This window comes from Ruegeria sp. N7, from assembly GCF_056531345.1.
The window spans coordinates 84,631-109,627 of the sequence record NZ_JBQFLR010000015.1; the positions used below are offsets into that span (position 1 = coordinate 84,631).

24 protein-coding genes are annotated in these 24,997 nt (G+C 57.5%); 6 read left to right on the forward strand and 18 right to left on the reverse strand.

Features of this window, described 5'->3' with window-relative positions:
* Positions 1 to 40: 40 nt before the first annotated feature.
* From nagA to ACR0ES_RS15705, 4 genes are read right to left on the reverse strand one after another with little or no spacing between them, the layout of a single operon-like run.
* On the reverse strand, positions 41 to 1,174 hold the full coding sequence (gene nagA / locus ACR0ES_RS15690; protein WP_480871258.1) for an N-acetylglucosamine-6-phosphate deacetylase: 1,134 nt from the start codon (positions 1,172 to 1,174) through the stop codon (positions 41 to 43).
* Positions 1,171 to 2,199, reverse strand: a complete 1,029-nt coding sequence (locus ACR0ES_RS15695) for an SIS domain-containing protein (RefSeq protein ID WP_480773802.1) — start codon at positions 2,197 to 2,199, stop codon at positions 1,171 to 1,173. The genes nagA and ACR0ES_RS15695 overlap by 4 nt, the downstream gene beginning before the upstream one ends.
* A gap of 29 nt (positions 2,200 to 2,228) precedes the next feature.
* Entirely contained in the window at positions 2,229 to 2,984 is a 756-nt protein-coding gene (locus ACR0ES_RS15700) for a GntR family transcriptional regulator (RefSeq protein WP_209507520.1), read from the reverse strand.
* On the reverse strand, positions 2,981 to 3,859 hold the full coding sequence (locus ACR0ES_RS15705; protein WP_480871259.1) for a glucosamine kinase nucleotide-binding domain-containing protein: 879 nt from the start codon (positions 3,857 to 3,859) through the stop codon (positions 2,981 to 2,983). The genes ACR0ES_RS15700 and ACR0ES_RS15705 overlap by 4 nt, the downstream gene beginning before the upstream one ends.
* 166 nt (positions 3,860 to 4,025) lie before the next feature.
* On the opposite strand from ACR0ES_RS15705, the gene ACR0ES_RS15710 reads away from it, so the two are divergent.
* From ACR0ES_RS15710 to ACR0ES_RS15735, 6 genes are all read left to right on the forward strand, one after another.
* Positions 4,026 to 4,913 carry an N-acetylmuramic acid 6-phosphate etherase gene (locus ACR0ES_RS15710; RefSeq protein ID WP_480483407.1) on the forward strand — a complete coding sequence of 296 codons (888 nt, stop codon included), beginning with the start codon at positions 4,026 to 4,028 and terminating at the stop codon, positions 4,911 to 4,913.
* A 24-nt stretch (positions 4,914 to 4,937) separates the two neighbouring features.
* Positions 4,938 to 6,191, forward strand: coding sequence for an ABC transporter substrate-binding protein (locus ACR0ES_RS15715; RefSeq protein ID WP_267366202.1), 1,254 nt, complete (start codon positions 4,938 to 4,940; stop codon positions 6,189 to 6,191).
* A 65-nt stretch (positions 6,192 to 6,256) separates the two neighbouring features.
* On the forward strand, positions 6,257 to 7,171 hold the full coding sequence (locus ACR0ES_RS15720; protein ID WP_267366203.1) for a carbohydrate ABC transporter permease: 915 nt from the start codon (positions 6,257 to 6,259) through the stop codon (positions 7,169 to 7,171).
* Positions 7,172 to 7,183: 12 nt separating this feature from the next.
* Positions 7,184 to 8,023: a carbohydrate ABC transporter permease gene (locus ACR0ES_RS15725; RefSeq protein ID WP_267366204.1), complete on the forward strand. Its 840-nt coding sequence runs from the start codon at positions 7,184 to 7,186 to the stop codon at positions 8,021 to 8,023.
* Complete coding sequence (locus ACR0ES_RS15730; protein WP_480483403.1) at positions 8,020 to 9,054, forward strand: Gfo/Idh/MocA family protein; 1,035 nt, start codon at positions 8,020 to 8,022, stop codon at positions 9,052 to 9,054. The genes ACR0ES_RS15725 and ACR0ES_RS15730 overlap by 4 nt, the downstream gene beginning before the upstream one ends.
* The gene (locus ACR0ES_RS15735; protein ID WP_480483400.1) at positions 9,051 to 10,046 is read left to right on the forward strand and encodes an ABC transporter ATP-binding protein; all 996 of its coding nucleotides are present in this window, start codon (positions 9,051 to 9,053) and stop codon (positions 10,044 to 10,046) included. Before ACR0ES_RS15730 ends, ACR0ES_RS15735 begins: the two co-directional genes overlap by 4 nt.
* 83 nt (positions 10,047 to 10,129) lie before the next feature.
* On the opposite strand, the gene ACR0ES_RS15740 is transcribed toward ACR0ES_RS15735, so the two are convergent.
* The 14 genes from ACR0ES_RS15740 to ACR0ES_RS15805 form a co-directional block, all read right to left on the reverse strand.
* The gene (locus ACR0ES_RS15740) at positions 10,130 to 12,349 is read right to left on the reverse strand and encodes a CHASE2 domain-containing protein (RefSeq protein ID WP_480871260.1); all 2,220 of its coding nucleotides are present in this window, start codon (positions 12,347 to 12,349) and stop codon (positions 10,130 to 10,132) included.
* Between the two features lie 45 nt (positions 12,350 to 12,394).
* Positions 12,395 to 13,315, reverse strand: coding sequence for a FecR family protein (locus ACR0ES_RS15745; protein ID WP_480871261.1), 921 nt, complete (start codon positions 13,313 to 13,315; stop codon positions 12,395 to 12,397).
* 397 nt (positions 13,316 to 13,712) lie between these two features.
* Positions 13,713 to 15,227 (reverse strand): aldehyde dehydrogenase (NADP(+)), encoded by a 1,515-nt coding sequence (locus tag ACR0ES_RS15750; RefSeq protein WP_480871262.1) that lies wholly within the window; start codon positions 15,225 to 15,227, stop codon positions 13,713 to 13,715.
* Positions 15,228 to 15,298: 71 nt separating this feature from the next.
* Entirely contained in the window at positions 15,299 to 15,979 is a 681-nt protein-coding gene (locus tag ACR0ES_RS15755; protein ID WP_480478132.1) for a GntR family transcriptional regulator, read from the reverse strand.
* Positions 15,980 to 16,205: 226 nt separating this feature from the next.
* On the reverse strand, positions 16,206 to 17,231 hold the full coding sequence (locus ACR0ES_RS15760; protein ID WP_480559080.1) for a trans-3-hydroxy-L-proline dehydratase: 1,026 nt from the start codon (positions 17,229 to 17,231) through the stop codon (positions 16,206 to 16,208).
* An 8-nt stretch (positions 17,232 to 17,239) separates the two neighbouring features.
* A complete protein-coding gene (locus ACR0ES_RS15765) occupies positions 17,240 to 18,340 on the reverse strand; it encodes a cis-3-hydroxy-L-proline dehydratase (RefSeq protein WP_480623681.1) in 1,101 nt (366 codons plus the stop codon).
* 15 nt (positions 18,341 to 18,355) lie between these two features.
* Entirely contained in the window at positions 18,356 to 19,606 is a 1,251-nt protein-coding gene (locus ACR0ES_RS15770; protein ID WP_480871263.1) for an NAD(P)/FAD-dependent oxidoreductase, read from the reverse strand.
* A gap of 66 nt (positions 19,607 to 19,672) precedes the next feature.
* Complete coding sequence (locus tag ACR0ES_RS15775; protein ID WP_480871264.1) at positions 19,673 to 20,605, reverse strand: 4-hydroxyproline epimerase; 933 nt, start codon at positions 20,603 to 20,605, stop codon at positions 19,673 to 19,675.
* Positions 20,596 to 21,555 (reverse strand): dihydrodipicolinate synthase family protein, encoded by a 960-nt coding sequence (locus tag ACR0ES_RS15780; RefSeq protein WP_480871265.1) that lies wholly within the window; start codon positions 21,553 to 21,555, stop codon positions 20,596 to 20,598. Before ACR0ES_RS15780 ends, ACR0ES_RS15775 begins: the two co-directional genes overlap by 10 nt.
* Before the next feature lie 37 nt (positions 21,556 to 21,592).
* Positions 21,593 to 22,315 (reverse strand): amino acid ABC transporter ATP-binding protein, encoded by a 723-nt coding sequence (locus ACR0ES_RS15785; protein ID WP_267366726.1) that lies wholly within the window; start codon positions 22,313 to 22,315, stop codon positions 21,593 to 21,595.
* Positions 22,312 to 22,974 carry an amino acid ABC transporter permease gene (locus tag ACR0ES_RS15790; RefSeq protein WP_480483377.1) on the reverse strand — a complete coding sequence of 221 codons (663 nt, stop codon included), beginning with the start codon at positions 22,972 to 22,974 and terminating at the stop codon, positions 22,312 to 22,314. The genes ACR0ES_RS15785 and ACR0ES_RS15790 overlap by 4 nt, the downstream gene beginning before the upstream one ends.
* 11 nt (positions 22,975 to 22,985) lie before the next feature.
* Positions 22,986 to 23,648 carry an amino acid ABC transporter permease gene (locus tag ACR0ES_RS15795; protein ID WP_209507537.1) on the reverse strand — a complete coding sequence of 221 codons (663 nt, stop codon included), beginning with the start codon at positions 23,646 to 23,648 and terminating at the stop codon, positions 22,986 to 22,988.
* 72 nt (positions 23,649 to 23,720) lie between these two features.
* Positions 23,721 to 24,521 carry a transporter substrate-binding domain-containing protein gene (locus ACR0ES_RS15800; protein WP_480483375.1) on the reverse strand — a complete coding sequence of 267 codons (801 nt, stop codon included), beginning with the start codon at positions 24,519 to 24,521 and terminating at the stop codon, positions 23,721 to 23,723.
* 89 nt (positions 24,522 to 24,610) lie between these two features.
* On the reverse strand, positions 24,611 to 24,997 hold a 387-nt coding region (locus ACR0ES_RS15805), incomplete at its 5' end, for a hypothetical protein (protein WP_480488061.1).

Below are 24,997 nucleotides of genomic sequence, written 5' to 3' on the forward strand. Positions count from 1 at the left end.
AAACTCTGGATTTTGTCAGCGCAGGTCTTATGGCACTGGGTCAAACCAGCGCGTCTACATTGCTCAGATCTCTGGCAATACGGATCAGCGGGCATTGCTCTCCTATGGCCAGCCGACCCGCGTCGGTTAATCCCATCACTTCGGCGGGTATGCGAGTTGCGGCGGCCAATGCGTCTTCCAGCGGCACTTCTGCTTGCGTGGTCAGGACACGCAGCGCTGTGGTCAAGTCCAGATCAGCCCCCGCCAAAGTACCATCAGACAGTGTCAAACGCCCGTCTTTGCGGGAAATGCGGCGGCCTTCCAGTTCGAACATGCGCTGGTCCGTGCCAGCCGGTGCCATCGCATCGCTGACCAGAAATATCCGGCTCGGGCCCCGCTTGGCGACCCAGGCTGTGCGCATGGCTTCGGGGTGAACGTGAATGCCGTCAGCGATCAGTCCGGCGTTTAATCGACCCGAGGCCAGAACCGCCCCGACAAGCCCCGGAGATCGATTGCCCAGTTGACTCATGGCATTGAACAGATGCGTGACGCAGGACGCACCGGCCTCGGCATAAGACAGGCAGGTATCAAAATCCGCATCACTGTGGCCCAGCGATACAACGGCACCGGCCGAGACCAGCGCTTTTACCTGCGCAATTGATACGTTTTCAGGCGCAACCGTCAGCATCAATGCGGGTAGCGCTTGTGCAGCCGCGACAAGCGTTGTCAGGTCCTCGTCATCCATTGGGCGAATCAGGTCTGCATCATGGGCACCTTTCCGAGCTACCGAAAGATGTGGTCCCTCCAGATGCAGGCCAGCGATCCCCGGAACACCCGCAGAAATCGCGGCCTTGACCGCTTCGATGGCGGCGCGGGTCTTGGCTGCGGTATCCGTGATCAGGGTGGGAAGGATCGAGGTTGCCCCAAGCGTCCGGTGCGCCTCGGCAATACGCGCAAGCGTTTCGACAGACGGGGCGGCGTTGAACATCACTCCGCCGCCGCCATTCACTTGCAGGTCAACATAGCCGGGGGCCAGTATGTCGCCTTGCAGATCGACAAGCTTGCCAGCGTCTGTCTTCACGTCAACGCCTATGTCAGTGATGCGGCCAGCCTCCAGCCGCAGCGCGGCACCGTCGTGCAGTTTGGTGCCGTCATAAACAAGCCCGCCGTGGTAGATGGTCGCCTGGACGCTCATACCGTTTCCGTCACTTTTCGCAGGTGACGTGGCGCATCCGGGTTGATCCCGCGCTGTACTGCGACCTGCTCGACCATTGAATAAAAGGACACGATAGCTGCCACCGGGTCCGTTAGCCAATGATCCGTGCGGACATGAGGCAGCACCTCGGCCTTTGTGACCATTGGGCTGGTGGCAAATACCTGTGCCCCTTTGGCCGCGAGCGTGTCGGCAACCTCGGCCAACAGCGGCTCTGCGGGATCATTGGCGGCAAAGGCAATAACCGGAAATCCGCCTTCCACGATCGAGACAGGGCCATGCAGCACCTCGGCCGAGGAATAACTTTCGGCATGGATCTGGCAGGTTTCCTTGAATTTCAGCGCGGCCTCGTTCGAGATCGCCACGCTTGGTCCGCGACCAAGCGTATACAGCGAGCTTTGGGTGACAGCCGCCGCCGCCCTGCTCCAGTCACACCGAGTCGCGGCATCAAGGTGCCTGGGCAGGCCACGCAGCGCAGCCAGAAGATCTTTGTCGTCTTTCAGTTCCGCCAGCAGCCAAAGCCCGGCAACCAGCGAGGTCACGAAGGTTTTTGTCGCCGCTACACTAAGCTCGGGGCCTGCGTGCAGCGGCAAAGCCGCCTCAGCCGCCAGTGCAAGGGGGGAAGATGGGTCATTTGTGATTGCTACGGTGCTGGCCCCGGCCTTTCGGGCACTTTGCGTAAGTTGCACGATATCCGGGCTTTTTCCTGATTGTGAAACAGAAAGGCAAAGCGCCCCGGCCACATGCAGGTCAGCGCCATACACTGACGCGACCGATGGGCCGACGGATGCCATCGGCAAGCCAAGAAGCAATTCACTTGCGTATTTCAGAAAGGTGCAGGCGTGGTCTGAAGAGCCACGCGCCGCCGAAATCATGAACTTCAGCCCACCGTTCCGGGCGACGTCCGCTGCTGTGCTCAGGGCGTCTCCGCCATTGCTGAGTAATCGCTCAACAGCGACAGGAATTTCTTCGATTTCCTGACGCATCAGGGTCGTTTTCGGGGTCATCGGGGCAGCCTTTCCATCAGAATCGCAGATCATGGAGTAAGTCGCAGCTCAGCCACAAAGTCATAGGCATCGCCGCGATAGTTGGATTTTGTGAATTCGGCGACGCGCCCGCCTTCCAGATGGGAAATCCGCTGGATGCTCAACCCTGCCGCGCCTTCAGCGACACCAAGCAGAGCTGCATCTTCAGCCTCAAGATTTACGGCGGAAATCTTCTGGATGGCGCGAACAGGTCGGCAGCCGTTTTCTTCCAGAAGATCATAGAGTGAGTCGCGCACAGCAAGCGGGTTTGGCAGAATGTCCAATGGCAACGAGGCACGTTCGACTGCCATGGGGCGCCCGCCAGCCTCTCGCAGGCGGCAAATGCGGGCCACCTGTCCGTCAGCGGGCAGCCCGAGCACCGCCGTTTCCTCGGGTGATGGTAGAAAAACGCCCCGTTCCAACCACTTGGAGGTTGATTCCATACCGCGCAGGCGCATGTCCTCACTGAAAGACGTCAGATGCGAAAGTGATTGTTCCAATTTCGGCGCGGCGTTCCGTACGAAAGACCCGGAACCCTGCCGCTGTACGATTGCGCCCTGTTTCACCAGTTCCTGAATGGCCTTGCGCACGGTGACCCTGGACAGGCCGGTGATCTCGGCGATCTCGCGCTCGGGCGGTAATGAGGAATTCGGGGGAAGGACTCCAGCGTCGATGCCTTCTTCCAGCCGCTGGCGCAGCCGGACATAGCGCGGCCCGCCACCGTTCTCGAGCCAGTCGTCAGAAGCCAGAAAAGATGCTGCGTTCATGCCGAATGCTCCACTTGGAAAGCCCGGGCCAACGCGATGGCCCCGTCGATAGGCGCACCTTTGGGCTCTGTTACTGCGCCACGCGCACGATCCGGCAGATACGCCTCATAGTGAGGGCCAATACCCCCGGTCAGGCATAATGGCATGGCCGGGGTCCAGCCCATTGCTTCCAGTGCTTGCAAAAGATGCGCAGCACCTTCGTGCATAAGCGAAACCGCCCGCTCATCTCCTGACCTCGCCGCCGCTGTCACCTGTCGCGCGATCTGGCCGAATTCATGTGGTCGTGCCGCGGCCGCGAAAGCGACAATACCGCTTGTACTGCCAAATGCGTTCAGCAAGCCCTCAGTCAGGTTGGATTTTGGCACCAGCCCGTCCCATGCATCCAGCGTCACCGAAAGCGCTCTGCGCCCAATCCACTGAGCAGAGGCCTCATCCCCCAGCACAGAGCCCCAGCCACCGGCAAAGCGTCGGCCGGCTTGCGATTGCAGGGCCAGAAACGAACCCGTTCCGCAATGGGCGATTGCACCGTCGGTTGCTTGATGCGCGCCCGCCAGCGCAGGGTGGCGATCATCCTCGACCAGTATACTGTCCAACGGCAAATCCGCCGCCACCCGCTGGGCGATCTGATCACCTGTAACTCCCGCAAGCCCAAAATACGCCGGTATCGGCTTCAGGGTCTCGGGCTGAACACTGAGCTTGGTCGCAAGCATCTTCAGGCCGTCTTTCAGCCGTACAATCGCGCCGGCATAATCGCTGGCGACGTTGGCGGGGCCAACCTCGACCACCAGTCGCTGCTGGCCATCGTCATAGGCGATCCGACAGTTCGTTCCGCCGCCGTCTGCTGCGATGATAGGGTTGTTTTTCGGCCTAAGCATGATGATACCTATATAATGCCTATGTTGAACTGTAAATGCCAAAGTAAATCCAATAAGGGCGGAAAGATCGAAAATACGTTGAATTATAAGGCCAATAGCGGCTGAAAAAAAATTGGTGGACAAATGGTATTGTATAGGTATGCTTTCTGGCAACGAGGAGAAACACGTGCTGCCACACATCACCGAACAACTCCACCCAGACGCATACGATTTGGGCAACCGACCGCTGGAAGAGGCGGCGCTGGCCCTGTCCAGGGGTCAGCAGGAAGCGGCCGGTGCCCCACAGGGTGCCCTGCGTGCGATTTGCGACGGTGCCGACGCCATGGCCCGCAGTCTGGCATCAGGTGGTTCATTGTATTACGCGGCGGCGGGGTCTTCGGGGCTGATGGCTGCGGCTGATGCAATGGAACTGGGCGGTACTTTCGGCATCGACGAAAACCAAGTCCATATCCTGATGGCCGGAGGGTTGCCGCAATCCGCGCATATGCCCGGTGGAACCGAGGATGACACCGACGGGCTGGTCGAAGGGCTGGCCGGGCTTATGCGCAGCGACACGGTCATTGCTGTCTCTGCCAGTGGCACCACCCCCTATACACTTGAGGCCGCGCGACTTGCGCGTGCTGCGGGTGCCAGCACGATCGGGATAGCCAACAACCCGGGCAGCCCGCTGTTGGCGCAATGCGATCACGCGATTCTGCTTGCCACCCCGCCTGAACTGATTTCAGGCTCAACCCGAATGGGCGCCGGTACAGCCCAGAAAATCGCGCTGAACATGCTGTCCAGCCTTATGGCAATCAAGTTGGGTCATGTTCACGAGGGCATGATGGTCAACCTGCGAGCAGACAACGCAAAGCTGCGGGCGCGTGCGACCGGCATCGTCGCCCGGATCGCCGGAGTTGATGCAGGCACCGCCCAAAACGCCTTGGCTGAAGCGCAAGGAGACACCAAATCCGCCATTCTCATCGCCGCTCGCGGCGTTTCACTGGCGGCAGCCAATGTGCGCCTGAAAGAAACGGGCGGAGTTCTGAGCGCGGCACTGACACCTGATAAATAACTGCAAACCAAATGGGAGAGTACAATGAAACGTAATAGCCTGAAACTGGCCTTGCTTGGTGGGACGCTGTTAGCCTCTGCCGCCTATGCCGAGGACGTCACGCTGACTATCGAAAGCTGGCGTAACGATGACCTGACACTGTGGCAGGACCAGATCATCCCGGCCTTTGAAGCAAAACATCCTGGCATCAAAGTCCAGTTCACGCCGTCTGCCCCGGCAGAATACAACGCGGTTTTGAACTCGAAACTTGATGCGGGGTCTGCCGGTGACCTGATTACCTGCCGCCCCTTCGATGCTTCGCTGGCGCTTTATGAGGCCGGTCACCTGACCGATCTGTCCTCGGTCGAGGCGATGAACAACTTCTCGGACGTTGCAAAGTCTGCCTGGCAGACGGATGACGGTTCGGCCAGCTTCTGCGTGCCGATGGCATCGGTTATTCACGGCTTCATCTACAACAAGGACGCTTTTGCCGAGTTGGGCCTCGAAGTGCCGACCACAGAAGACGAGTTCTTTGCCGCTTTGGACAAGATCAAAGAAGACGGCACTTACATCCCAATGGCGATGGGTACCAACGACCAATGGGAAGCTGCCACGATGGGTTACAATAACATCGGGCCGAACTACTGGAAGGGTGAAGAAGGTCGTCAGGCGTTGATCGCAGGCGAACAGAAGCTGACGGATGAAGCCTGGACAGCCCCGTACGCAACGCTGGCCCGCTGGGGTGCGTATCTGGGTGACGGGTACGAAGCACAGACCTATCCCGACAGCCAGAACATCTTCACTTTGGGCCGCGCAGCCATCTATCCTGCGGGATCATGGGAGATTTCCGGCTTCAACGCACAAGCCGATTTCGAGATGGGTGCTTTCAAGCCGCCGGTTCAGAATGCAGGTGACACCTGCTATATCTCGGACCATACGGATATCGGCATCGGCATGAACGCGGCCACAAAGAATCCTGAAGCCGCTGAAACATTCCTGACCTGGGTCGCAAGCCCCGAGTTTGCTGAAATCTTCGGCAACGCTCTGCCCGGCTTCTTCCCGCTGTCGAGCACTCCGGTCGAGTTGCAGGACCCGCTGGCCAAGGAAATCGTCGGTTGGCGTGAAGAATGTGAATCGACCATCCGCTCGACTTATCAAATCCTGTCGCGCGGCACACCAAACCTCGAGAACGAGACCTGGGGCGCATCCGTTGCCGCGATCAAAGGTGCCAAGTCGCCTGAAGAGCTGGGTGCAGAACTACAGGCGGGCCTCGCCTCGTGGTACGCACCACATCAGTAAGCTGAACCATACCCGGGCAGCATGAGTTGCCCGGGTACGCCAAGCATTCCATCGAAAGCGTTCCCATGACCCGCCCCCGCATCCGCTGGCATATCGTCGTGTTTCTGGCACCAGCCGTGCTTGTATACACAGCGGTGATGATCTTTCCCCTGTTCAACACGCTCCGTTTGGCCCTTTACTCTGAGGTCGACCAGAGCCGCGTTTTTGTTGGACTGCAGAACTTTCAAACGCTGTTTTTCGATCCGATCTGGTCGGAACAGTTCTGGAATGCGCTGGGCAACAATTTCTGGTTCTTTCTGATTCACATGCTGGTGCAGAACCCCATCGGCATCGCGCTGGCAGCGCTGCTCAGCCATCCGCGCCTGCGATTTGCAGTTCTCTATCGGTCGGCGATCTTCATTCCGACAATCCTGAGCTTTGTGATCGTTGGATTTGCATGGAAACTGATCTTGTCGCCCATCTGGGGCATCGCTCCTTCGATGCTGGATGCGGTTGGGTTGAAATCCCTCTTTGCCCCGTGGTTGGGAAAGGAGGAATACGCTTTGACCACTCTGGCGCTGATTTCGGTCTGGCAGTTTGTCGGTATCCCTATGATGCTGATCTACGCGGCTTTGCTATCGATCCCTGAGGAAATCCTGGAAGCCGGGGAAGTGGATGGCATCACCGGCACAAGTGCCTTCTGGAAGATCAAGCTGCCGCTTATCTTGCCTTCGATCGGGATCATCTCAATCCTGACATTTGTCGGAAATTTTAACGCCTTCGATCTGATCTATGCTGCACAGGGTGCCTTGGCGGGGCCTGACTTCTCGACCGATATTCTTGGCACTTTCATGTACCGCACATTCTTTGGCTTCCAGCTGCAATTGGGTGATCCGCATATGGGTTCGGCCATCGCTGGTGCGATGTTTGCAATCATCCTGCTGGGTGTCTGTGTCTACCTTTTCGGCATCCAGACCCGGATGCGCCGGTACCAGCTGTAAGGAGCAGATGACATGAACAAGGCCCGCTCCAACCCGCTAAACACCTTCGCGATGCATGGTGCACTGATCTTCTATACGCTGATCGCACTGTTTCCGGTTTTCGTGATCCTGATCAACAGCTTCAAGACCCGCAAGGCGATCTTTCGCGAACCGCTGGCGCTGCCCGATGCCGACAGTTTTTCGATGATCGGGTATCAGACAGTGATGAAACAGGGGGATTTCTTCCTTTATTTCCAAAACTCTCTGATTGTGACCGTTGCATCCCTGACTTTGGTCCTGCTGTTTGGCGCAATGGCGGCTTATGCGCTGAGTGAATACAGGTTCAAGGGCAACATGCTTATGGGTCTGTACCTGGCGCTTGGAATCATGATCCCGATCCGCATCGGCACTGTGGCCATCCTGGAAATGATGGTGGCGACCGGGCTGGTGAACACCCTGTGGGCGCTGATCCTTGTCTATACGGCGCAGGGCCTGCCCTTGGCGGTGTTCATCCTCAGTGAGTTCATGAAACAGGTGAGTGACGACCTCAAGAATGCGGGCCGCATTGACGGCCTTAGTGAATACACAATCTTCTTTCGGCTTGTGTTGCCGCTGGTGCGTCCGGCAATGGCAACGGTTGCCGTATTCAACATGATCCCGATCTGGAACGATCTGTGGTTTCCGCTGATCTTGGCCCCCGCGGAAGAGACCAAGACACTGACGCTGGGAAGCCAGGTCTTCATCGGTCAGTTTGTGACAGACTGGAACGCGGTCCTGTCAGCCCTTTCAATGGCGATCCTGCCGGTGCTGATCCTCTATGTGATCTTCTCGCGACAGCTCATTCGCGGCATCACGTCAGGAGCGGTGAAATGACCCGCGTCCTGATCGCAGGCCTTGGGAACATGGGGCTGAGCCATGCGTTGGCACATCTCCATCACCCGGACGCGCAGATTGTCGGGTTGGTGAACCGATCCGGCCGCGTAGATCACCCTGATCTGACGCGCTATCCGGTGTATTCAAGTTTTGAGGCCGCTCTGACCGAAACCAAACCCGATCTGGTTGTGATTGCGACCTACTCGGACAGTCACGCGGATTACGCCTGCGCCGCGATGGAGGCGGGTGCGCATGTGTTTGTCGAAAAACCGCTCGCCACCAACGTTGCCGATGCGCAGCGTGTGGTCGAAACAGCAACGCGGCTAAACCGTAAGCTGGTGGTGGGCTATATCCTGCGCCACCACCCATCCTGGATGCGTCTGATCGCCGAGGCTCGCACTCTGGGTGGCCCCTATGTGTTCCGTCTGAACCTGAATCAACAATCCTCGGGCTCTGAGTGGGAGACGCACAAGGCCCTGATGCAGACCACGTCGCCCATCGTGGATTGCGGTGTGCACTATGTCGATGTGATGTGCCAGATCACCGACGCAAACCCCCTTCGCGTTCATGGCATGGGTCTGCGCCTGTCGGATGAAATCGCGCCTGACATGTACAATTACGGCCAGTTTCAGGTCGTGTTCGACGACGGTTCGGTCGGGTGGTACGAGGCTGGTTGGGGTCCGATGATGTCCGAAACCGCGTTTTTCGTGAAGGACATCGTGTCGCCCAACGGGTCTGTTTCGATTACCGACGGAAACAAGGGCGCGTCAGCGGACATCGATGGTCACACCAAGGTTGGTGGCCTTCTGGTTCACACGCCGCAGGGCGACAGGATTATCGACATGCCTGATGAGCCCGGCCATCAGGAACTGTGCGATGCTGAACAAGCCTATATGCTGCGCGCCATCGCCGAGGATATCGACCTGACCCGCCATATGTCCGACGCCGTACAATCCCTTGCCATCTGCCTGGCCGCTGATCAGAGCATCCGCACTGGCCAACCCGTTTCTCTTGAGGAGACCCGCCAATGACCGCCCTTTCACTGAAAAACATTCACAAATCCTTTGGCAATGTAGAGGTCCTGAAGGACATCAATCTTGAGGTTGAGGACGGCGAGTTTGTGGTTTTTGTCGGTCCCTCCGGATGCGGTAAGTCCACTCTTCTGCGCGTTATTGCAGGGCTTGAAGACGCGACATCGGGTGAGATCAGAATTGCTGGCGAGCAGGTCAATCTGACCCCGCCCTCGAAACGTGGCATCGCCATGGTGTTCCAGAGTTACGCGCTTTATCCGCACCTGAATGTACGCGGCAACCTGACCCTTGCCCTGAAACAGGAACGCCAGCCGAAAGCCGTGATCGACGAGCGGGTCGCGGAGGCGAGCCGGATGCTGGGGTTGGAGCCCTATCTTGACCGCTACCCATCCGAACTGTCGGGGGGGCAGCGCCAGCGTGTTGCCATCGGTCGCGCCATCGTGCGCCAACCCAAGCTGTTCCTGTTCGACGAACCGCTCTCCAATCTTGATGCTGCTTTGCGCATGAACACCCGGATCGAGATCGCAAATCTGCACAGGCAACTCTCGGCCTCGATGATTTATGTCACGCACGATCAGACAGAAGCGATGACACTGGCCGACAAGATTGTGGTGCTGCGCGACGGACGGGTGGAACAGGTCGGCAGCCCGATGGAGCTGTACAACAACCCGGCAAACCGCTTTGTCGCGGGCTTTCTTGGTTCACCGTCCATGAATTTTCTGCCTGCGGACAACCTGACCCCGGGCGATGCGCGCGAACTGGGGTTGCGCCCGGAGGACATCCGCCTGGAAAGCGGCGGACCGATCGCCGGCACCGTTTCGCATGTTGAGCAGTTGGGCGGTGATACCAATGTCATTCTGCAAACCAGTAACGTGCCAATTACAGTTCGTTTGTTTGGCCAGCATGCAATTGCTCCGGGTGACGATGTACAATTCGGGTTTGATCCCAACCGTGCATATTACTTCGGAAATGACGGGCAGAGACTACAGTAACGGCAGTTTTCGACCCGTTCTGCATCAGTTTGTTCCGGTGTGAGCGTGACCCAAAGAGGGCAAACGCCGGAAAACGTGGCTGGTTAACCAAGATTGTGGCGTGTGAACATGAATTGCCCGGATGGTAGGTTCGACCGGAAGTCAGCGGCACGACCGGGCAGCACCCTGTAGAACTGACGCAAGCCGGGCTCGATGTCTTCAGCCAGTTCTTCGCACTGTTGGCACAAGGTCTTGACCAGGCTGTTCGGGTGTCGATTGGTGATCGCCAAAATCAGCTCTGCATGTGCAGCCCTGAGATCCTGGAATGCCGCTGTTTGCAACAGGGCCTGATCGCCCACCAAAACAAAGACGGGTTCCGGGTTGGCTTTGCCTTTCAGATCAACATGCCCGGCCTCTAACATGGCCAGATCCCCATGCGTGATTTCATGGACGCCGTTGGAAACGACGATGTCATAGTCGACTGTTCGACAGCATTGTTCGATCCGTGCTGAGACATTCACGACGTCACCGATAACCGTGTAGTTGAACCGTTTCTGCGAGCCGATGTTGCCGACGCAGGCCTGCCCTGTGGCAAGTCCCGTTGCCAGCGCGATAGGGGGGCGGTTTTGCATGATGTCGGATGCATTGAACTCTGCCAAAGCGCGCCGCATTTTCAGCGCGGCTAATGAAGCCCGGCACGGGTGGTCAGCGACAGGCAAAGGCGCGTTCCAGAACGCCATAACAGCGTCGCCGATAAACTTGTCGATGGTTCCTCGTTCAGCCAGTATCTGATCGCCGATACTGGAAAAAAGCGCATTCAGCAGTGAGACTAGCTCGGTGGCAGATGCGGATTCAGACAGAGGTGTGAAACCCCGGATGTCGGAAAACATCACTGTGATATCCTGCGTCTCGCCTCCCAATTGCAGCTGATGCCCGGTGGCTTCCATCTCATCAAGGATTTCCGGGGCGACGTAATGAGAGAAGACTTTCCGGATTTTGCGCTTTTCCCGTTCGGTGGACAAGAAAAGATACCCTGCCAGAAGCCCGAAATTGGCCATGCCACCGATAAGCGGAAATGTGGCGTCGAACAAAACCGACTGGTTTTGAAAAACCAGCCAACTGATTGTCAGAACGGCGGCAGCGGCGACACCGCCTGCAATGAAAGATGCAACCGCACCGAAACTGGACATGACGGCAATCACGACAAGCCCGAGAAAGGCGAAGGCAAGCATTTCCTGCGCTGCGGTCACGTCCGAGCGACTTAGCATTTCGTTGGTCAACACCTGTTCCAGAACCTGGGCATGAATTGAAACACCGGGAACGCTTTCCCCAAGCGCCGTCTGATGCATATCGAATAAGCCGGCGGCCGACGTTCCGACCAGGATGATCCGCCCCTCAACTTCCGCCCGAACGTCCGCATCATCCGAACCTTTGAGGATATCGTTGGCCGAGATATACAGCTCGGGCGCATCACGCCGGTATCTCAGCCAAATCTCGCCGTTTTCTGTCGTTGGTATCCGGTATCCCCCGACCTCAACCGCCAACATGATGCCTGTTTCGTCCTGCGCACCTTCGGCCATGATATTGGTCTCGCCCAAGGCAACTCTCAGAGCTTCAATCGATAGACCCGGCAACAGCCCATCTGGCCCGCGCCAAAGAACCGGCACGCGGCGCATGATACCGGTTCCGCCGATGGGCGAGACGTTGACCCCACCAATACCTGCCGCAGTCCGGTCCAACGGAGACGCAATTGGCGTCCAATGAGGAACTGAGATTAGACCCGCGGCGGGATTTTCCCCGAACTCAATGATACCTGCTTTCGCAGAGATAGGATTTCCTTCAGCAGACAAACGTGCGGCAGTCCCAAGAACGACCGGCCAATAAGCGATTTCCATCCCAAGCAAGACATCATTGTCGAGCTTCCGAGCGTGGCGTTCCACTGTGAGAACCCCTGCCAAAGACGGATCGTTCAAAAGCCGTGAGGGGGAAAACCGGTCAGGCTCAGCGAACAACATATCAAATGCGATGGCCGCAGCGCCATATTCACCCAGATTTTGAACCATCTGCGCCACCAGTGTTCGGGGCCAGGGCCATTGCCCCCAATTGGCCAGAGAGGCCTCGTCAATATCTACAACCCGTATGGGGAGGTCAGGATTGAACTCTCGCGGAGATGACCTTTGCAGAACGTCGAAATAGATCAGACGGGTCATTCGCACCGGATAGGGATCCATGACCCGGATGAAACAACCCACCAGGATCAGACACAATCCGACAAGGCGGAACGCCCATTTCCCTGTCCTAGTTTTTCGCTTTTCGTCGCTCACGTCGTTCTCCGGACAAGTGAGTCCATTTCCGCTTTTTCGACAACGCTACCGGAACAGCTCACTATTTGATTCTTGCTGCTCTGGATCTTCCTGACCTGGGTCCTCTCGATCAGGTTCTTCGGGTTCCGGTTCAGGCTCTTCCGGTTCTGGTTCTGGTTCTTCCGGCTCCGGTTCTGGTTCTACTTCTGGCTCTGGGTTTGACGGGGGGGTTGGCGGCGCTGCGACGCTGACTGGGCGCGGCTGGGGCGCAGTTCTGCGAATGTCGGCCCTGTCGACTTTGGCCTGTTGCACGGGCGCGCCTTCGCCAGAACACCCCTCAACCCGTACCTGCAAAGGAGGCAGCAGGCTTTCCTGCGACTGAACAAATGGGAAACCAGATTTTAGCGCCTGGTCATACTGCGCCTGATCAGCAGGCCGCCCGACTGATCCGCCTCCACTGGTGGCATACATGCTGCATACGCGGCCTGTGGACCTGCATGACCCTTGTGCACTGCACATTTGAACCGTCCCGTGCAGGACAAGCATTGCGCTTTGGGTTTGTGATACGACCCACATGTCGAAGGTTGTGCCACGAACTGCCATTGTCGCAGTCGGGGTCTTGATCGAATAGGCTCTTTTTCTGCTCTTGCCGGAAATGAATCGAAAGCTGCCACCAAGTGCTTGCACGGCAAAGCTTTTGGCCTTTCGGTTGCCGCGCAGCATGGTCACGTCCAACACCATATGCGCATTGGGGCCAACTGCAATTTTGGTTTCATCCACAAAAACGATCTGAACCAAACCGCTGTGATCTGTAGAAATCGTATCGCCCGACACCACATCCATTCCTGAAATGACAGGCTGCGCGTTTCCGGCGCGAATGATCTGAGCGCCTTGTTTGGCGCTGATAACTGTTCCGATGTTGGCAAGGGCCTGCGCCGGCATGAGCGCGACAACAAATACAACCAACACAATCTTTAACCAAGCCAAACCAGAGCCCCTTCCCCCAACGGGTCTAAGTAAGCGCGAAGCGCGCCAAGCTCGATTTTTGCCCCCAGAGATGTGTTATTCTTATTCAAATACTCTAAAATGCTAGCAATATTTATGCATTATGGTGTGTATTTGTAGCAAGTTGTTTTTTGGCCCACGTTTTCTAGCTTGGGCACACACGGGTATGCGGGCGATTGTCTCCGACATGGTCAGAACGTGTGAACAACAGGCTTACACCTATGGATCTGAGAGCCGTAAGTCGAGCAAACTGGTAGGCGCTTAGCAAGTTAACTGAACAGGCCGAAGCACAGCCTTCGGTAAATTCGAGCATAGGACACGTGGCTCATCGCTATCCTTGCGATGAGCCTTGACGCTCTTGCAGCGTGTTGTTGAAGGATCAGAGGAATTGTTCGGGCAACAATGCGTCCGGCATGTTCTGGTAACACACGGGTCTCAAGAACCGCCGGATCGACAATGTGCCGACAGAAGTAGCACCGAAATTGGTCGAAGCGGGGTAGGGGCCGCCATGCACCATGCTGTCGCAGACGTCGACGCCCGTGGGAAAGCCATTGGCCAGTACACGCCCGGCCTTGCGCTCGAGGATCGGCATCAGGGAACGCGCGGTGTCCATGTCCGCATCATCCATATGCAGGGTACAGGTCAGCTGACCTTGCAGACTGTGTGCGACGGCCCGCATTTCGTCAGGCGTTTCAGCGGTCACTATTACGCCCAGCGGGCCAAAAACCTCTTCACCAAGGGTTTCGTTTGCCAGCAAGTTCACAGCATTGGTGCGATACAGGTAAGGGGACGCGGTGCGTTGATCACACATCGAGCTCAGAACCTCCTGCACATCTGCTATATTGGCGATCCTTGCCTGACCGGCTCGATAAGCGTCGGCGATGCCGTCGGTCAGCATGGTTTGCGCGGGTGTCTCTGACAGGGCGGTTCGCGCGGTCTCAGCGAAGCGGTCCGCTGCTGCACCCGCCAGCATTACGGCGACCCCGGGGTTGGTACAGAACTGGCCTGCGCCCATGGTCAGCGACCCAGCCCAGTTCTGAGCAATGTTGTCGCCCCGGTTCGTCAGCGCAGCATCGAGAATGAACATCGGGTTGACCGAGCCAAGTTCACCGAAAAACGGGATTGGTTCAGGACGCGCGGCACACAGATCGAACAGTGCCCGACCACCAGCCAATGAGCCAGTGAATCCGACAGCCCTGATCAGCGGGTGTTGTACCAAAGCGGAACCTACGGTCCGGTCACCCCCCTGAATCAGACTGAAAACACCGGGATGAATTTTGCAGCGTTCGATGGCAGCATGTATGGCCTCGGCAATGATCTCACCGGTACCCGGGTGAGCGCTGTGCCCTTTTACGACAACGGGGCACCCAGCAGCCAAAGCGGCTGCGGTGTCGCCGCCTGCGGTTGAAAAGGCCAAAGGGAAATTCGAAGCACCGAATACAGCGACAGGGCCAATAGGGCGCTGAATCATTTTCAGATCCGGGCGCGGCAGCGGCGAGCGGTCTGGCAACGGGCCGTCGTGGCGCCGATCCAGATACTCACCGCTCAGAATATGTGTGGCAAACAAGCGAAGTTGACCCGATGTGCGACCCCGCTCTCCTTGCAGACGGGCCTCGGGCAGGCCGGTTTCCTGCGTGCCTATTGCAGTAATCGCCTCGGCGCGGGCTTCGATCTCATCTGCTATGGTATTCAGAAATGCCGCGCGGTCTTCCCGGGTCGAAAAACCATAGCTCCAGAATGCTTCTTCGGCAGCTTCCGCAGCTGCATCAACATCCTGAAGACGCCCCACCGAAAAACTGTGTGAAGATCCAAAAGCGGGCTGTGACTGAAAAACCGTGTCACCTGAAAGCCAATTTCCAGCGATGAGGTGCTTACCATGGGGGGAGCAGGTCATGAATGTTCCATATCTACGATTCTAATGTTATGGATAATGTATCCAATTAAGGAGGGCAATCAAGCGCCCTGTTAGGTCTCCTCCATGGCGCGTTTTGCCACGATCATCTCCAGCAGTTGTTCCTTTGTTCGCCGGATGTGCCGCATCAGCATGTCACAGGCTTCGTCGACGTTCCCTGCTTGCGCTAGTTTCAACAGCTCTCGATGTTCTTTTTTCGCCGGTTCCCGCTGCTTCATCACGCTCAGATGCATTCGGACATAGCGGTCTGATTGCAGATTGACGCGATCCAGCAATTCATTTGTCAGTTTCCTCTGCGATGCCGCGTAAAGGGCGGAGTGGTATTGATAGTTCAGGATCCCCCACTTCCCGACGTCATTCTCGTCATAAGACGCTTCCATCTGTGTCAATATGTCGTTGCATCGCGCAAAGTCGGCAGATGTCATCTGCGGAATGGCTCTGCGGAAAAGATCGACTTCAATAAGCATTCGAAGGTCGAATATCTCTCCGATTTCATTCAGGGAGTGCTTGGTGACTGATCCGCCCCGATTATTGGCCCATTGAATCAGGCCTTCAGCGTTCAGACGCTTTAGGGCTTCGCGGATGGGCATCCGCGATACGTCGTATTCCTCGGCCAGAGCTTCCTGGCGAATAGCTTCACCTTCGGCAAGTTCACCGTTCAGAATACGTTCACGAAGATCGTTCGCGATGACATCTGGTAGGCTTTGCTTGGTTATTGCGCGCTTTCCTGCCATATCTTTCCTGCCACTTGTTTGGGTACAGCTACCGGTTACCGGCGTTATTCCAAGCTGAGCCGCGACTCGGCCACCCAGAAAGCTGATTAAGGACACTCCGCTTGATAATGCATCCAATATCCATGGTGATTCAACCCTGCTGAGACAGCGAGGTAAGACCAAGAGCGAATGGAACCTTCTGTAACTGCCTTTCCCTGAGAGCGGGCGCGGCCAATGCACTGTTTAGTCAGACACCCCAGGTGTCCGACAAGCGATACCCGCCAGGCCAGGGGTCATCCGGGTCAAGCATGTGTTGGTGAATTCCGGTGATCCAGCCGCGCCCACTGATTTCGGGGACAATCGCGGTACGGCCGGCCACTTCGGTGGTATCGACAATCCGACCGGTGAACCGTGATCCGATGATCGAGACCGCCTCGAACGTCTGACCCGGCGACATCAATCCTTTTGCCGCCATCAGCGCCATGCGCGCGGAAACCGCTGTACCTGTAGGCGACCGATCAACCTTGCCGGGTTGGATCGCCACGGCAGATTTTCCGGTCAATCCGGTTTCGGTCTCGCTGATCGGGCCGCAGAAAGCACAGAATGAGATATGGTCCCAATCCGGGTTTTCAGGATGCGAAAACCCAAGCTGTTCATTGGCTGCATTGGTGATCTTCACCCCCAATCGGGCAATGTCACGGGCCTCATGTTCGACAATCTCGAATCCCAAAGCCTGTGCATCGACCACGACAAAACTGTCACCCCCATAGGCGGTATCAACCATGATCGTATCCAATCCGGGTACCTCAAGTGGGACAGACAGTTTGTCGGCAAAGCTGGGCAGGTTTTGCACGAAAATGCGTTGCGCTTTGCCACCGCTGCATTCTGCCCGGACATGAACCAGCCCGCCCGGGGCCTCAAGCACCATATGAGTTTCGGGTTCCTGCATCGGAATGATCCCGCCATCCAGCAATACGGTTGAAACACAGATCGAGTTCGAACCCGACATCGGCGGTGTGTCTTCGGGTTCCATAATGATAAAGGCCGCGTCGGCCTTGGGGTGTTTCGGGGGCACCAGAAGATTGACATGACGGAAAACACCGCCCCGGGGTTCGTTCAGAACGAAGTTGCGCAGCGTCTGGTCGCCCGCGACAAAGCTGCGCTGTTCCCACAAGGTGTCGCCCGGTGGCGGGGCAACGCCCCCAACGATAACATCCCCGACTTCACCTTCTGCGTGGGCTGAAATGACATGAACGGTTTTGCTGCTCCGCATCGGATCTCTCAATATTGTGCGACAGGCTCGCCCAGAGCGTCAAAAATCGGTGTAACGCCCAGACCCGGATGGGCGGGTGCGGTCATCCGGCCGTTGACACGCTTTGGCGCACCCTCGGCAATGTCCACCGTGCCGTAAGAGTTGAAATCCGTGGCAGAGAATGTGAACTCGGACGGCGTTGAACGGGCCAGATGTGCGATGGCCGCCGTGGTGATGTCACCGCCCCAGGTGTCTTCGATCGTCATGGGGATGCCGTGCGCCACGCAGAGGTCACGCATAAGACGGGCTTTGGTCAACCCTCCGACTTTCGAGATCTTCAGGTTGATCACATCCATCGCGTCTTCGGCAATGCCGCGGACCAGCGTGTTGGGAGTGTCGATCACCTCGTCCATCACGAAGGGCAACGCGGTGCGGCGGCGGATCGACACGCATTCCTCATAGGTCAGGCAAGGCTGTTCCACATAGACATCCAGACCCGAAATCGCGCCCACCACGCGTGCGGCCTCGTGCCGGGTCCAGCCGGTATTGGCGTCTGCTACAAGCAGGTCCGACTTTTTCAGAACGGCGCGGGTGGCGTGGATACGGTCGATGTCGTCATTGGCCTCGCCACCCACCTTGAGCTGAAACTTGGTGTAGCCTTCGGCAGCATAGCCTTCGATCTTTTTGGCCATGATCTCGGGAGCTTCCTGACTGATCGCGCGATAAAGCACCACATCATCCTGCGCAGCGCCCCCCAGCAATGTGTAAAGCGGCTGGTCCGTGGCCTTGCCCAGCAGATCCCAGCAGGCAATATCCACCGGAGCCTTAGCATAGGGATGACCCCGCAAGGCCGCATCCATCGTACGGTTGATCTGACCGATATTCAGTGGGTCCTGCCCGATCAAATGCGGGGCCAGCTCTGCCAGCCCGGCCCGGACGCCGAGCGCAAAAGACGGCAGATAGGCCGAGCCAAGCGGGCAGCATTCGGCATAGCCCTTCAACCCTTCATCTGTGATGATTTCCAGAACGGTGCTGTCAAACACTTCGACAAAATTGCCGTTGGACCAGCTATAGCGGCCTTCTTTCAGCGGCAGATCCACCTGATATACGTTCAGCCCGGTGATTTTCATAAGGTGTTCTCCAGATTAGAAGCGTGTGGATGAGAAAGGTGACATATCGAGCACCGGCTTGGCGTCAGTGACCAGATCGGCCACCAGTTCGGCCGTGCCTGCGGATTGGGTCAGCCCCAGATGACCATGGCCAAAGGCATAAAGTACCTGTGGTGCGCGCGAAGATCGGTCAATCACTGGCAGGCTGTCAGGCAGTGAAGGGCGAAAGCCCATCCATTGCGTGCCGCCTTCCAGGTTCAGGTCTGGCATGAAGCGCCCGGCCTTGGCCAGCAACGTGTCAGCGCGCCGGTAATTCGGGGCCAGCTTCAATCCACCCAGTTCGACTGCACCGCCGATGCGCACGCCGCCGTTGATCCGGGTTACCACAAACCCATGCCCCCCAAAGGTCAGATGAGTGCGCAGGTCAAAAGCGCCTTCGGGAAGGGTCGTGTTATAACCCCGCTCGGTCTCAAGCGGGATATGATCCCCCAGGGTCTTGGCCAGCTGGTGTGACCAGGCTCCGGCGGCAACAATCACCTGACCTGCCGAAATGTCGCCGTTGTCCGTGTCAAGGCGCACGCCGTCATCGGTTGGTTTCAGTGCCGTGATCCCTGCGATCTTTACCTGCCCACCGCGCGCGATGAACTGTGCCGCCAGATGCTCGGTCCAGCGGGCAGGGTCGACGGTATTCATCCATGTCGAGGTAAAACCCGCATGGGTAAATCGCCGGTTCAGCCCGGGCTGAATTTCGGCAATAGCATCCGGGCTGTCCAGAAGATCAAACGGGATGCCATGGTCCTTGCGCAGGTTCCAGGTGGGCAGGCTGGCACGGAATTCGCCCTCACTCTCGAACAACTGCAACTGGCCTTCGCGCTGCATCAGCGCCTCGCCGTCTACATGCTCGATCTGACGCTCCAGCGCCGCACGGCTGTGGTTCATCAGCGCGGCTTGTGCGGATAGTGAGGCTGCATAACGATCGCGCCAACTGGCCCGCCAGAACCGGAGCATCCACGGTGCAATACTCAGCGCATAAGCGGGCGGGATCGACAAAGGCCCCAACGGATCAAGCAGCCATTTTGGCGCTTTGCGCATGATCCCAGGCGTTGCAAGCGGCACGATATCTGTAAAGGCAAAGGCCCCGGCATTGCCCTTTGACGCCTCGGCTGCAACGCCTTCACGGTCCAGCACAAGCACCTGCCTTCCCCGCTTTTGCAACTCTAGCGCAGCGCTGATGCCAATGATGCCAGCACCGATCACAACTATGTCCGTCTTGGTGTCATGCTGCATGGTTACAGGTTCTCAAATAGTGGTACGGGGTCGGGGACCGGACAGCGTCTGTCCCCGGCCTTGACTTCAAAGCGCGATGCCATCACGGAACGGATCATTCGGCGCGAAAACCAACCTGCCTTCCGACATGATATGCGCCTGCCCGGTAAGGGTGGGAATGACACTTCCGTTCGGGCCGGGTTGGTAGCTCAGCACGTAGGGGCTGCCGATCACGCTTTCCTGCACAATCTCTTCCCCTGCTTCCAGCACCCCGTTTGCCGCCAGACAGGCGAGGCGCGCCGAACTGCCGGTACCGCAGGGCGACCGGTCATATTGATTGTCCGGGCACAGTACAAAGTTGCGGCTGTGAACATCCTTGTTGGGGGATTGATCCTGAAGGATCACATGGTCGACCAGTTCTCCGTTTTCGCCATGCACGCCCTGTGCGATGCAGGCTTCGCGTATGGTGATGGTCAGATCGGTCATCGCCCGAATGTTTCCCGGGTTCACCGGGATTGGGCTGGGATCAACAATGAAGAACCAATTTCCGCCAAAGGCAAGATCGCCGGTTATCGACCCATAGCCGCCAACCTCAATCTGCACTGCTGCCTGCACGCGACGGCTCTCGACATTTGTGACGCGTACGGTATTGGCGTCCAGTAAATCCACCGAGACGACACCGACCGGAGTTTCAACCCGATGCGTGCCCGGCCGGATTCTGCCCATATGTGCCAGAGTGACGCCCAGACCGATGGTGCCATGCCCGCACATGCCAAGAACTGCATCCGCATCAAAATAGATCACGCCGGTCTCACACCCTGGATCTTCGGGCGCGACCAGAAGCGCCCCCACCATTCCGGGCTGCCCACGCGGCTCCAGCAAGATGGATTTGTAGAACACCTCATGCTCGCTGGCCAAGCGTCGTGCACGCTCGGCCAGCGGGCCGGACCCCAGATCGGGGCCGCCGTCGAGGATCACCCGCGTAGGCATTCCTCCTGTGTGACTGTCAATCACATGCATTCAGCAATGACTCCGCCCTGGCCGAACCAATCAGTAAACCAAGTGCGGAACAGGTCGTATTGCTGTTCGCAATAGTTGCGCTGGGCATCTGTCAACTCGTCGGTTTCGTTGAAGTGCAAACGGTATTCCTCTTCGCCGTTCAGGACCAGCAGGTGTTTGTAATACAGCACCAGATCGGTGCCCTCGTCAAAGCTGGCCAGCACACCAAAGGCTTCTTCAAGCTCGCGCGCGCGCAGGCGCGCTTCGGCATGGCCCGCCGCCGCTTTCTGGCACAGGGCAGCCAGCAGCAGTGCCTCCTTAGGCAGGGCAGTGCCAATCCCTGTAATCGAGCCGGTGGCGCCGCAATTGACGAAGCCATGGTAGACCTCGGTGTCCACACCAACCATCAGTGTAACCTGATCATCTTTCGAGGTAATGTGTTCCGCCGCATAGCGCAGATCGCTTTTGCCACCGAATTCCTTGAACCCAACCAGGTTGGGATGATCTGCCCGCAATTCCAGGAACAGATCGGCGCGCGTCGCAAAGCCGTAAACCGGGCTGTTATAGATGATTGCCGGGATATCAGGTGCAGCCGACAGGATCGCTTTGAAATGGTTACGCTGCGCCGCGATGGACGATCCACGCGACAATACACGTGGGATCACCATAAGCCCTGCCGCACCAACCTTTTGCGCATGCGCGGCAAGCGCAACGGCTGATTTCGAATTAATAGCACCGGTGCCGACGACAACGGGCAGTCCGGCCGTGATCAGACGTTCGACACCTTCCATCCGTTCGGCATCCGACAAGAGAGGCCAGTCGCCCATCGAGCCGCAATAGACCACGGCAGACATACCCGCTGCGATCATTTCCTTGCCCTTTTTCACCAGCGCGTCGAAATCCGGTGTCCGGTCCGGTTTGCAGGGGGTCATCAGGGCTGGCATGGTGCCGGTGAAGATATTCTGGGACATGAAGGTAACCTTCCTAATTGTTTTGGGGCGGGGGCTTTTATCGCACATTCGCCAGGAATTTGCGGGTGTGTTCAGATTGGGCTTCGTTAAAAATCTGGGCGGGCGGGCCGATCTCTTCCATCACGCCCTGATGAAAAAAAGCAACCCGGTCTGATACATCACGAGCGAAACCCATCTCATGCGTGACGCAAATCATCGTCATCCCTTCTTCAGCCAAAAGCCGCATCGTGTCGAGAACTTCGCCCACCAGTTCAGGGTCCAGCGCAGAGGTGGCTTCGTCAAACAGCATGTATTCCGGCTCCATCGCCAGCGCGCGGGCAATGGCAAGACGCTGCTGCTGACCACCCGATAAGGCCGAGGGGAAGACGTTCAGCTTTTCGCCCAACCCTACATGGGTCAACTGCTTTGCGGCAATGTCACGCGCCTCGTCCCTCGACTTGCCTTTGACAATCTTCGGGGCCAACGCAACGTTTTCCAGTGCTGTCAGATGCGGAAAGCTGTTCCATTGCTGGAACACCATCCCCAGCTTTGTGCGCAGCTTGTTGATGTCGGTGCCTTTAGCATGAACATCAATGCCATCAACCCGAACCGATCCCTGCTGGATCGGTTCCAGCCCATTGATGCAATAGAGAAGGGTCGATTTGCCGGAGCCTGACGCACCGATCACCGACAGGACCTCTCCTTTCTGCACATCCAGATCGATGCCTTTCAGCACATGCAGCGATCCGAAATATTTGTGCAGGTCGCGAATTTCGATCATTGGGCCCACCTTTTTTCTAGCGACGCGGAATACCGCGAAATCGGATAGCTGAGCGCGAAATAGAACGCGCCAGCGATTGTCAGGATCAGGAATGGTTCCTGCGTGCGGGTGATCAGGATCTGGCTGGCTTTCAGCAGTTCAACATAGCCCAGAACCGAGACCAGCGCGCTGTCTTTCATCACACCCAGCGCGACCCCGACCCATGCAGGGAACACCGCGCGCCCTCCGATCGGGAAGACGACATATCGCAGATCCTGCCAATAGGTCATGCCCAGGCTGCGCGCGGCGCGGCGCATCGGATCACCAACGGCTTCAATCCCGCCGCGCGCCACATTCGCAACCAGTGCTGCCGTGTAGATGGACAGGATCACCACGCCCGAGGCAAACGGGTCCAGATTGAGCCCGACAATAGGTGCAAAGTTGTAAAACAGCACCAGCTGGATGATCAGAGGGACCGACCGGAAAATATCCAGAACCGGAGCCAACGTCAGGGTCGCTGCCAGTTTGCCCTCGTACAGAAGCCAACCGCACACCACGCCAAAAACCGTTCCAATGGAAATCGAAAGCACTGAAATCCAGAGCGTTCGCAGCGCGGCTTCGCCCAGAAACCACAGATCGTTGATGTTGAAGCCGCTGAAAAAGCTGACAGTGGGTTGCATCTGTGCCTCCTTCAGTAGCGGAAAAGCCGGGACGCCAGCAGGCGCGAGGCAAGCAGGATGATTTTGACAATCACGTAGTAGATGACCGCGGTGACGGCGAAATATTCAAAGATTCGGAAAGTGCGCGAGGCAAAGAACTGGGTCTCGCCCGACAATTCCCGGAAGCCGACCAGCATACCCAGTGACGACATTAGAACAGCCCAGACCATCTGGTTCGTGATCGGATGATAGACAATGCGAAACACCTGCGGAATCACGACGCGTGTGTAAGCCTGCCACGCGGTCATGCCCAGCGATCGGGACGCGCGTAGCTGTGTCTCGGGGACGGCCTGAAAGCCGCCACGGAAGTTTTCAGCCAGATAACCGGCGCAATTGAATGTCAGCCCGGCCAGCACGATGAAGTACGGCGATAGATGCAGGCCAAAGGCACCAAGCCCGAAGCCGAAAAAGAACAGCTGGAACAGCGCCGGAGTATTGCGCGCCAGTTCGACCCAGGCTGAGGCGAACCAGTAAAGCGGACCTTTCAGGTGCAGCCGCGTCAGCGCCAGACAAAGTCCGATGATAATGCCAAGGACCATTGCCAGCACGGCAACCTGTATCGTCAGCAGCGATGCCTCAAGCAGGTCCGGCAGGCTTTTCATCACCGGCCGCCAATGGAAGTTATAGTCGAACACGGGTGTTCCTCACGCAATCTACCGGTCCTTTCGCCCGGCCATAGCCGGACGAAAGCATGGAGTAGGAAAGGGTCAGTACATTACGCCGGGAATGCGCAGCTCAGGCGCTTCGCCGCCGACATATTTACCCCAATGCTCCTGATAGCGGCCCGATCGCACCTGGTGGGTCACGAACAGGTTCAGGAAGTTCAGCCAGGTGACATCTTCGCGCTTGCCTACAACCGAAGTGTAGTCGGTGGTCCATGGCATGCGAGGGCCGGCAACAACAGTGTCATATTGCTGGGTAATCGGCAGCACGGCAGTGTTTGTGGTAATGCCGATATCGGCCTTGCCCTGAGCCACCGCCAGGAAAACCTCATTCTCGGACTGGTAGCCCTGGTAATTGCCTTCTTCGCCCCATTCGGCGGCGATCTTCAGCCATTCCTGCTCGGGCACGGTGCCGATCGCGGCGGCCACGCGCTTGCCACGGATATCCTCGAAGGTCTCAATGCCGCTTTCGGCATTCACGACACCCTGCGCATAATAGATGGCGTAAGGAATGGTAAAGCCCACCGTCCGCGCCCGTTCAAGGCTGTCCGAGGTTGCTCCGAACACAACGTCTGCGCGTCCGGTGACGATCACTGGCAGGCGTTCGGCCCAGGTCAACGGCAGGATTTCGGCCTCAACTTCAAGTGCGGCGGCCAGATCATTGCAGTATTCGACGTCAAAGCCTGCCGGTTCGTTATTCGCGTCGCGATACCCAATTGGCGGAAAATCCAACACAACTCCGCAGCGCAATGTCCCGCGATCTACGACATCGTCCAGCGTGTCCGCCATCGCAGGAGCTGTGGTGATAGTGGTGAGGGCCGCCAGTGCGGCGAGTTTCTTGAGCATGTGATCCTCCCTGAATCAATCGATACGCGCAGCTATAGAGGATATTGTATCCAACATCCAGTATTTTGTTGAGCAGGAAAAGCCAGCTTTCAAAAGGTGTCGTGGCTCTTGGATGTGATTGAAATGACTGACTTGGCCCGCGTGGAAGGCCCTCGTTCGTTGGCGGCCAAATGGATTTGACACCATGTGCTACTGGAGTTGGAGGTTTTTGGCTGAACGTGGCCCGTCGTCAAACGTGAAGGTGCATTGTGCTCAGAGGCTGGGGAGATTTCAGCTTGAGACGGAATACCTTTTGTGATGGGAGTGTGCGGTCGCCCAGGCAACTCCAGCCTGTGTCTTTCAAAGAAAAGCGGCAATGCTGACCCGCGCAGCCAAATGCGCGTTCGGTCAGACTTTGACGGCTTGTAGTTCTTCGAGCAGGTCGAGGAGTTGGTTGAGTTTTTCTCGTCCCATTTGTTTTTCGATGCTTTGGTAGA

Bases quoted from the DNA above. Each gene is read 5' to 3' on its own strand.
- nagA (WP_480871258.1), bottom strand. From the start codon at position 1,174: ATGAGCGTCCAGGCGACCATCTACCACGGCGGGCTTGTTTATGACGGC.
- ACR0ES_RS15695 (WP_480773802.1), bottom strand. From the start codon at position 2,199: ATGACCCCGAAAACGACCCTGATGCGTCAGGAAATCGAAGAAATTCCT.
- ACR0ES_RS15700 (WP_209507520.1), bottom strand. From the start codon at position 2,984: ATGAACGCAGCATCTTTTCTGGCTTCTGACGACTGGCTCGAGAACGGT.
- ACR0ES_RS15705 (WP_480871259.1), bottom strand. From the start codon at position 3,859: ATGCTTAGGCCGAAAAACAACCCTATCATCGCAGCAGACGGCGGCGGA.
- ACR0ES_RS15715 (WP_267366202.1), top strand. From the start codon at position 4,938: ATGAAACGTAATAGCCTGAAACTGGCCTTGCTTGGTGGGACGCTGTTA.
- ACR0ES_RS15720 (WP_267366203.1), top strand. From the start codon at position 6,257: ATGACCCGCCCCCGCATCCGCTGGCATATCGTCGTGTTTCTGGCACCA.
- ACR0ES_RS15725 (WP_267366204.1), top strand. From the start codon at position 7,184: ATGAACAAGGCCCGCTCCAACCCGCTAAACACCTTCGCGATGCATGGT.
- ACR0ES_RS15730 (WP_480483403.1), top strand. From the start codon at position 8,020: ATGACCCGCGTCCTGATCGCAGGCCTTGGGAACATGGGGCTGAGCCAT.
- ACR0ES_RS15735 (WP_480483400.1), top strand. From the start codon at position 9,051: ATGACCGCCCTTTCACTGAAAAACATTCACAAATCCTTTGGCAATGTA.
- ACR0ES_RS15750 (WP_480871262.1), bottom strand. From the start codon at position 15,227: ATGACCTGCTCCCCCCATGGTAAGCACCTCATCGCTGGAAATTGGCTT.
- ACR0ES_RS15755 (WP_480478132.1), bottom strand. From the start codon at position 15,979: ATGGCAGGAAAGCGCGCAATAACCAAGCAAAGCCTACCAGATGTCATC.
- ACR0ES_RS15760 (WP_480559080.1), bottom strand. From the start codon at position 17,231: ATGCGGAGCAGCAAAACCGTTCATGTCATTTCAGCCCACGCAGAAGGT.
- ACR0ES_RS15765 (WP_480623681.1), bottom strand. From the start codon at position 18,340: ATGAAAATCACCGGGCTGAACGTATATCAGGTGGATCTGCCGCTGAAA.
- ACR0ES_RS15770 (WP_480871263.1), bottom strand. From the start codon at position 19,606: ATGCAGCATGACACCAAGACGGACATAGTTGTGATCGGTGCTGGCATC.
- ACR0ES_RS15775 (WP_480871264.1), bottom strand. From the start codon at position 20,605: ATGCATGTGATTGACAGTCACACAGGAGGAATGCCTACGCGGGTGATC.
- ACR0ES_RS15780 (WP_480871265.1), bottom strand. From the start codon at position 21,555: ATGTCCCAGAATATCTTCACCGGCACCATGCCAGCCCTGATGACCCCC.
- ACR0ES_RS15785 (WP_267366726.1), bottom strand. From the start codon at position 22,315: ATGATCGAAATTCGCGACCTGCACAAATATTTCGGATCGCTGCATGTG.
- ACR0ES_RS15790 (WP_480483377.1), bottom strand. From the start codon at position 22,974: ATGCAACCCACTGTCAGCTTTTTCAGCGGCTTCAACATCAACGATCTG.
- ACR0ES_RS15800 (WP_480483375.1), bottom strand. From the start codon at position 24,521: ATGCTCAAGAAACTCGCCGCACTGGCGGCCCTCACCACTATCACCACA.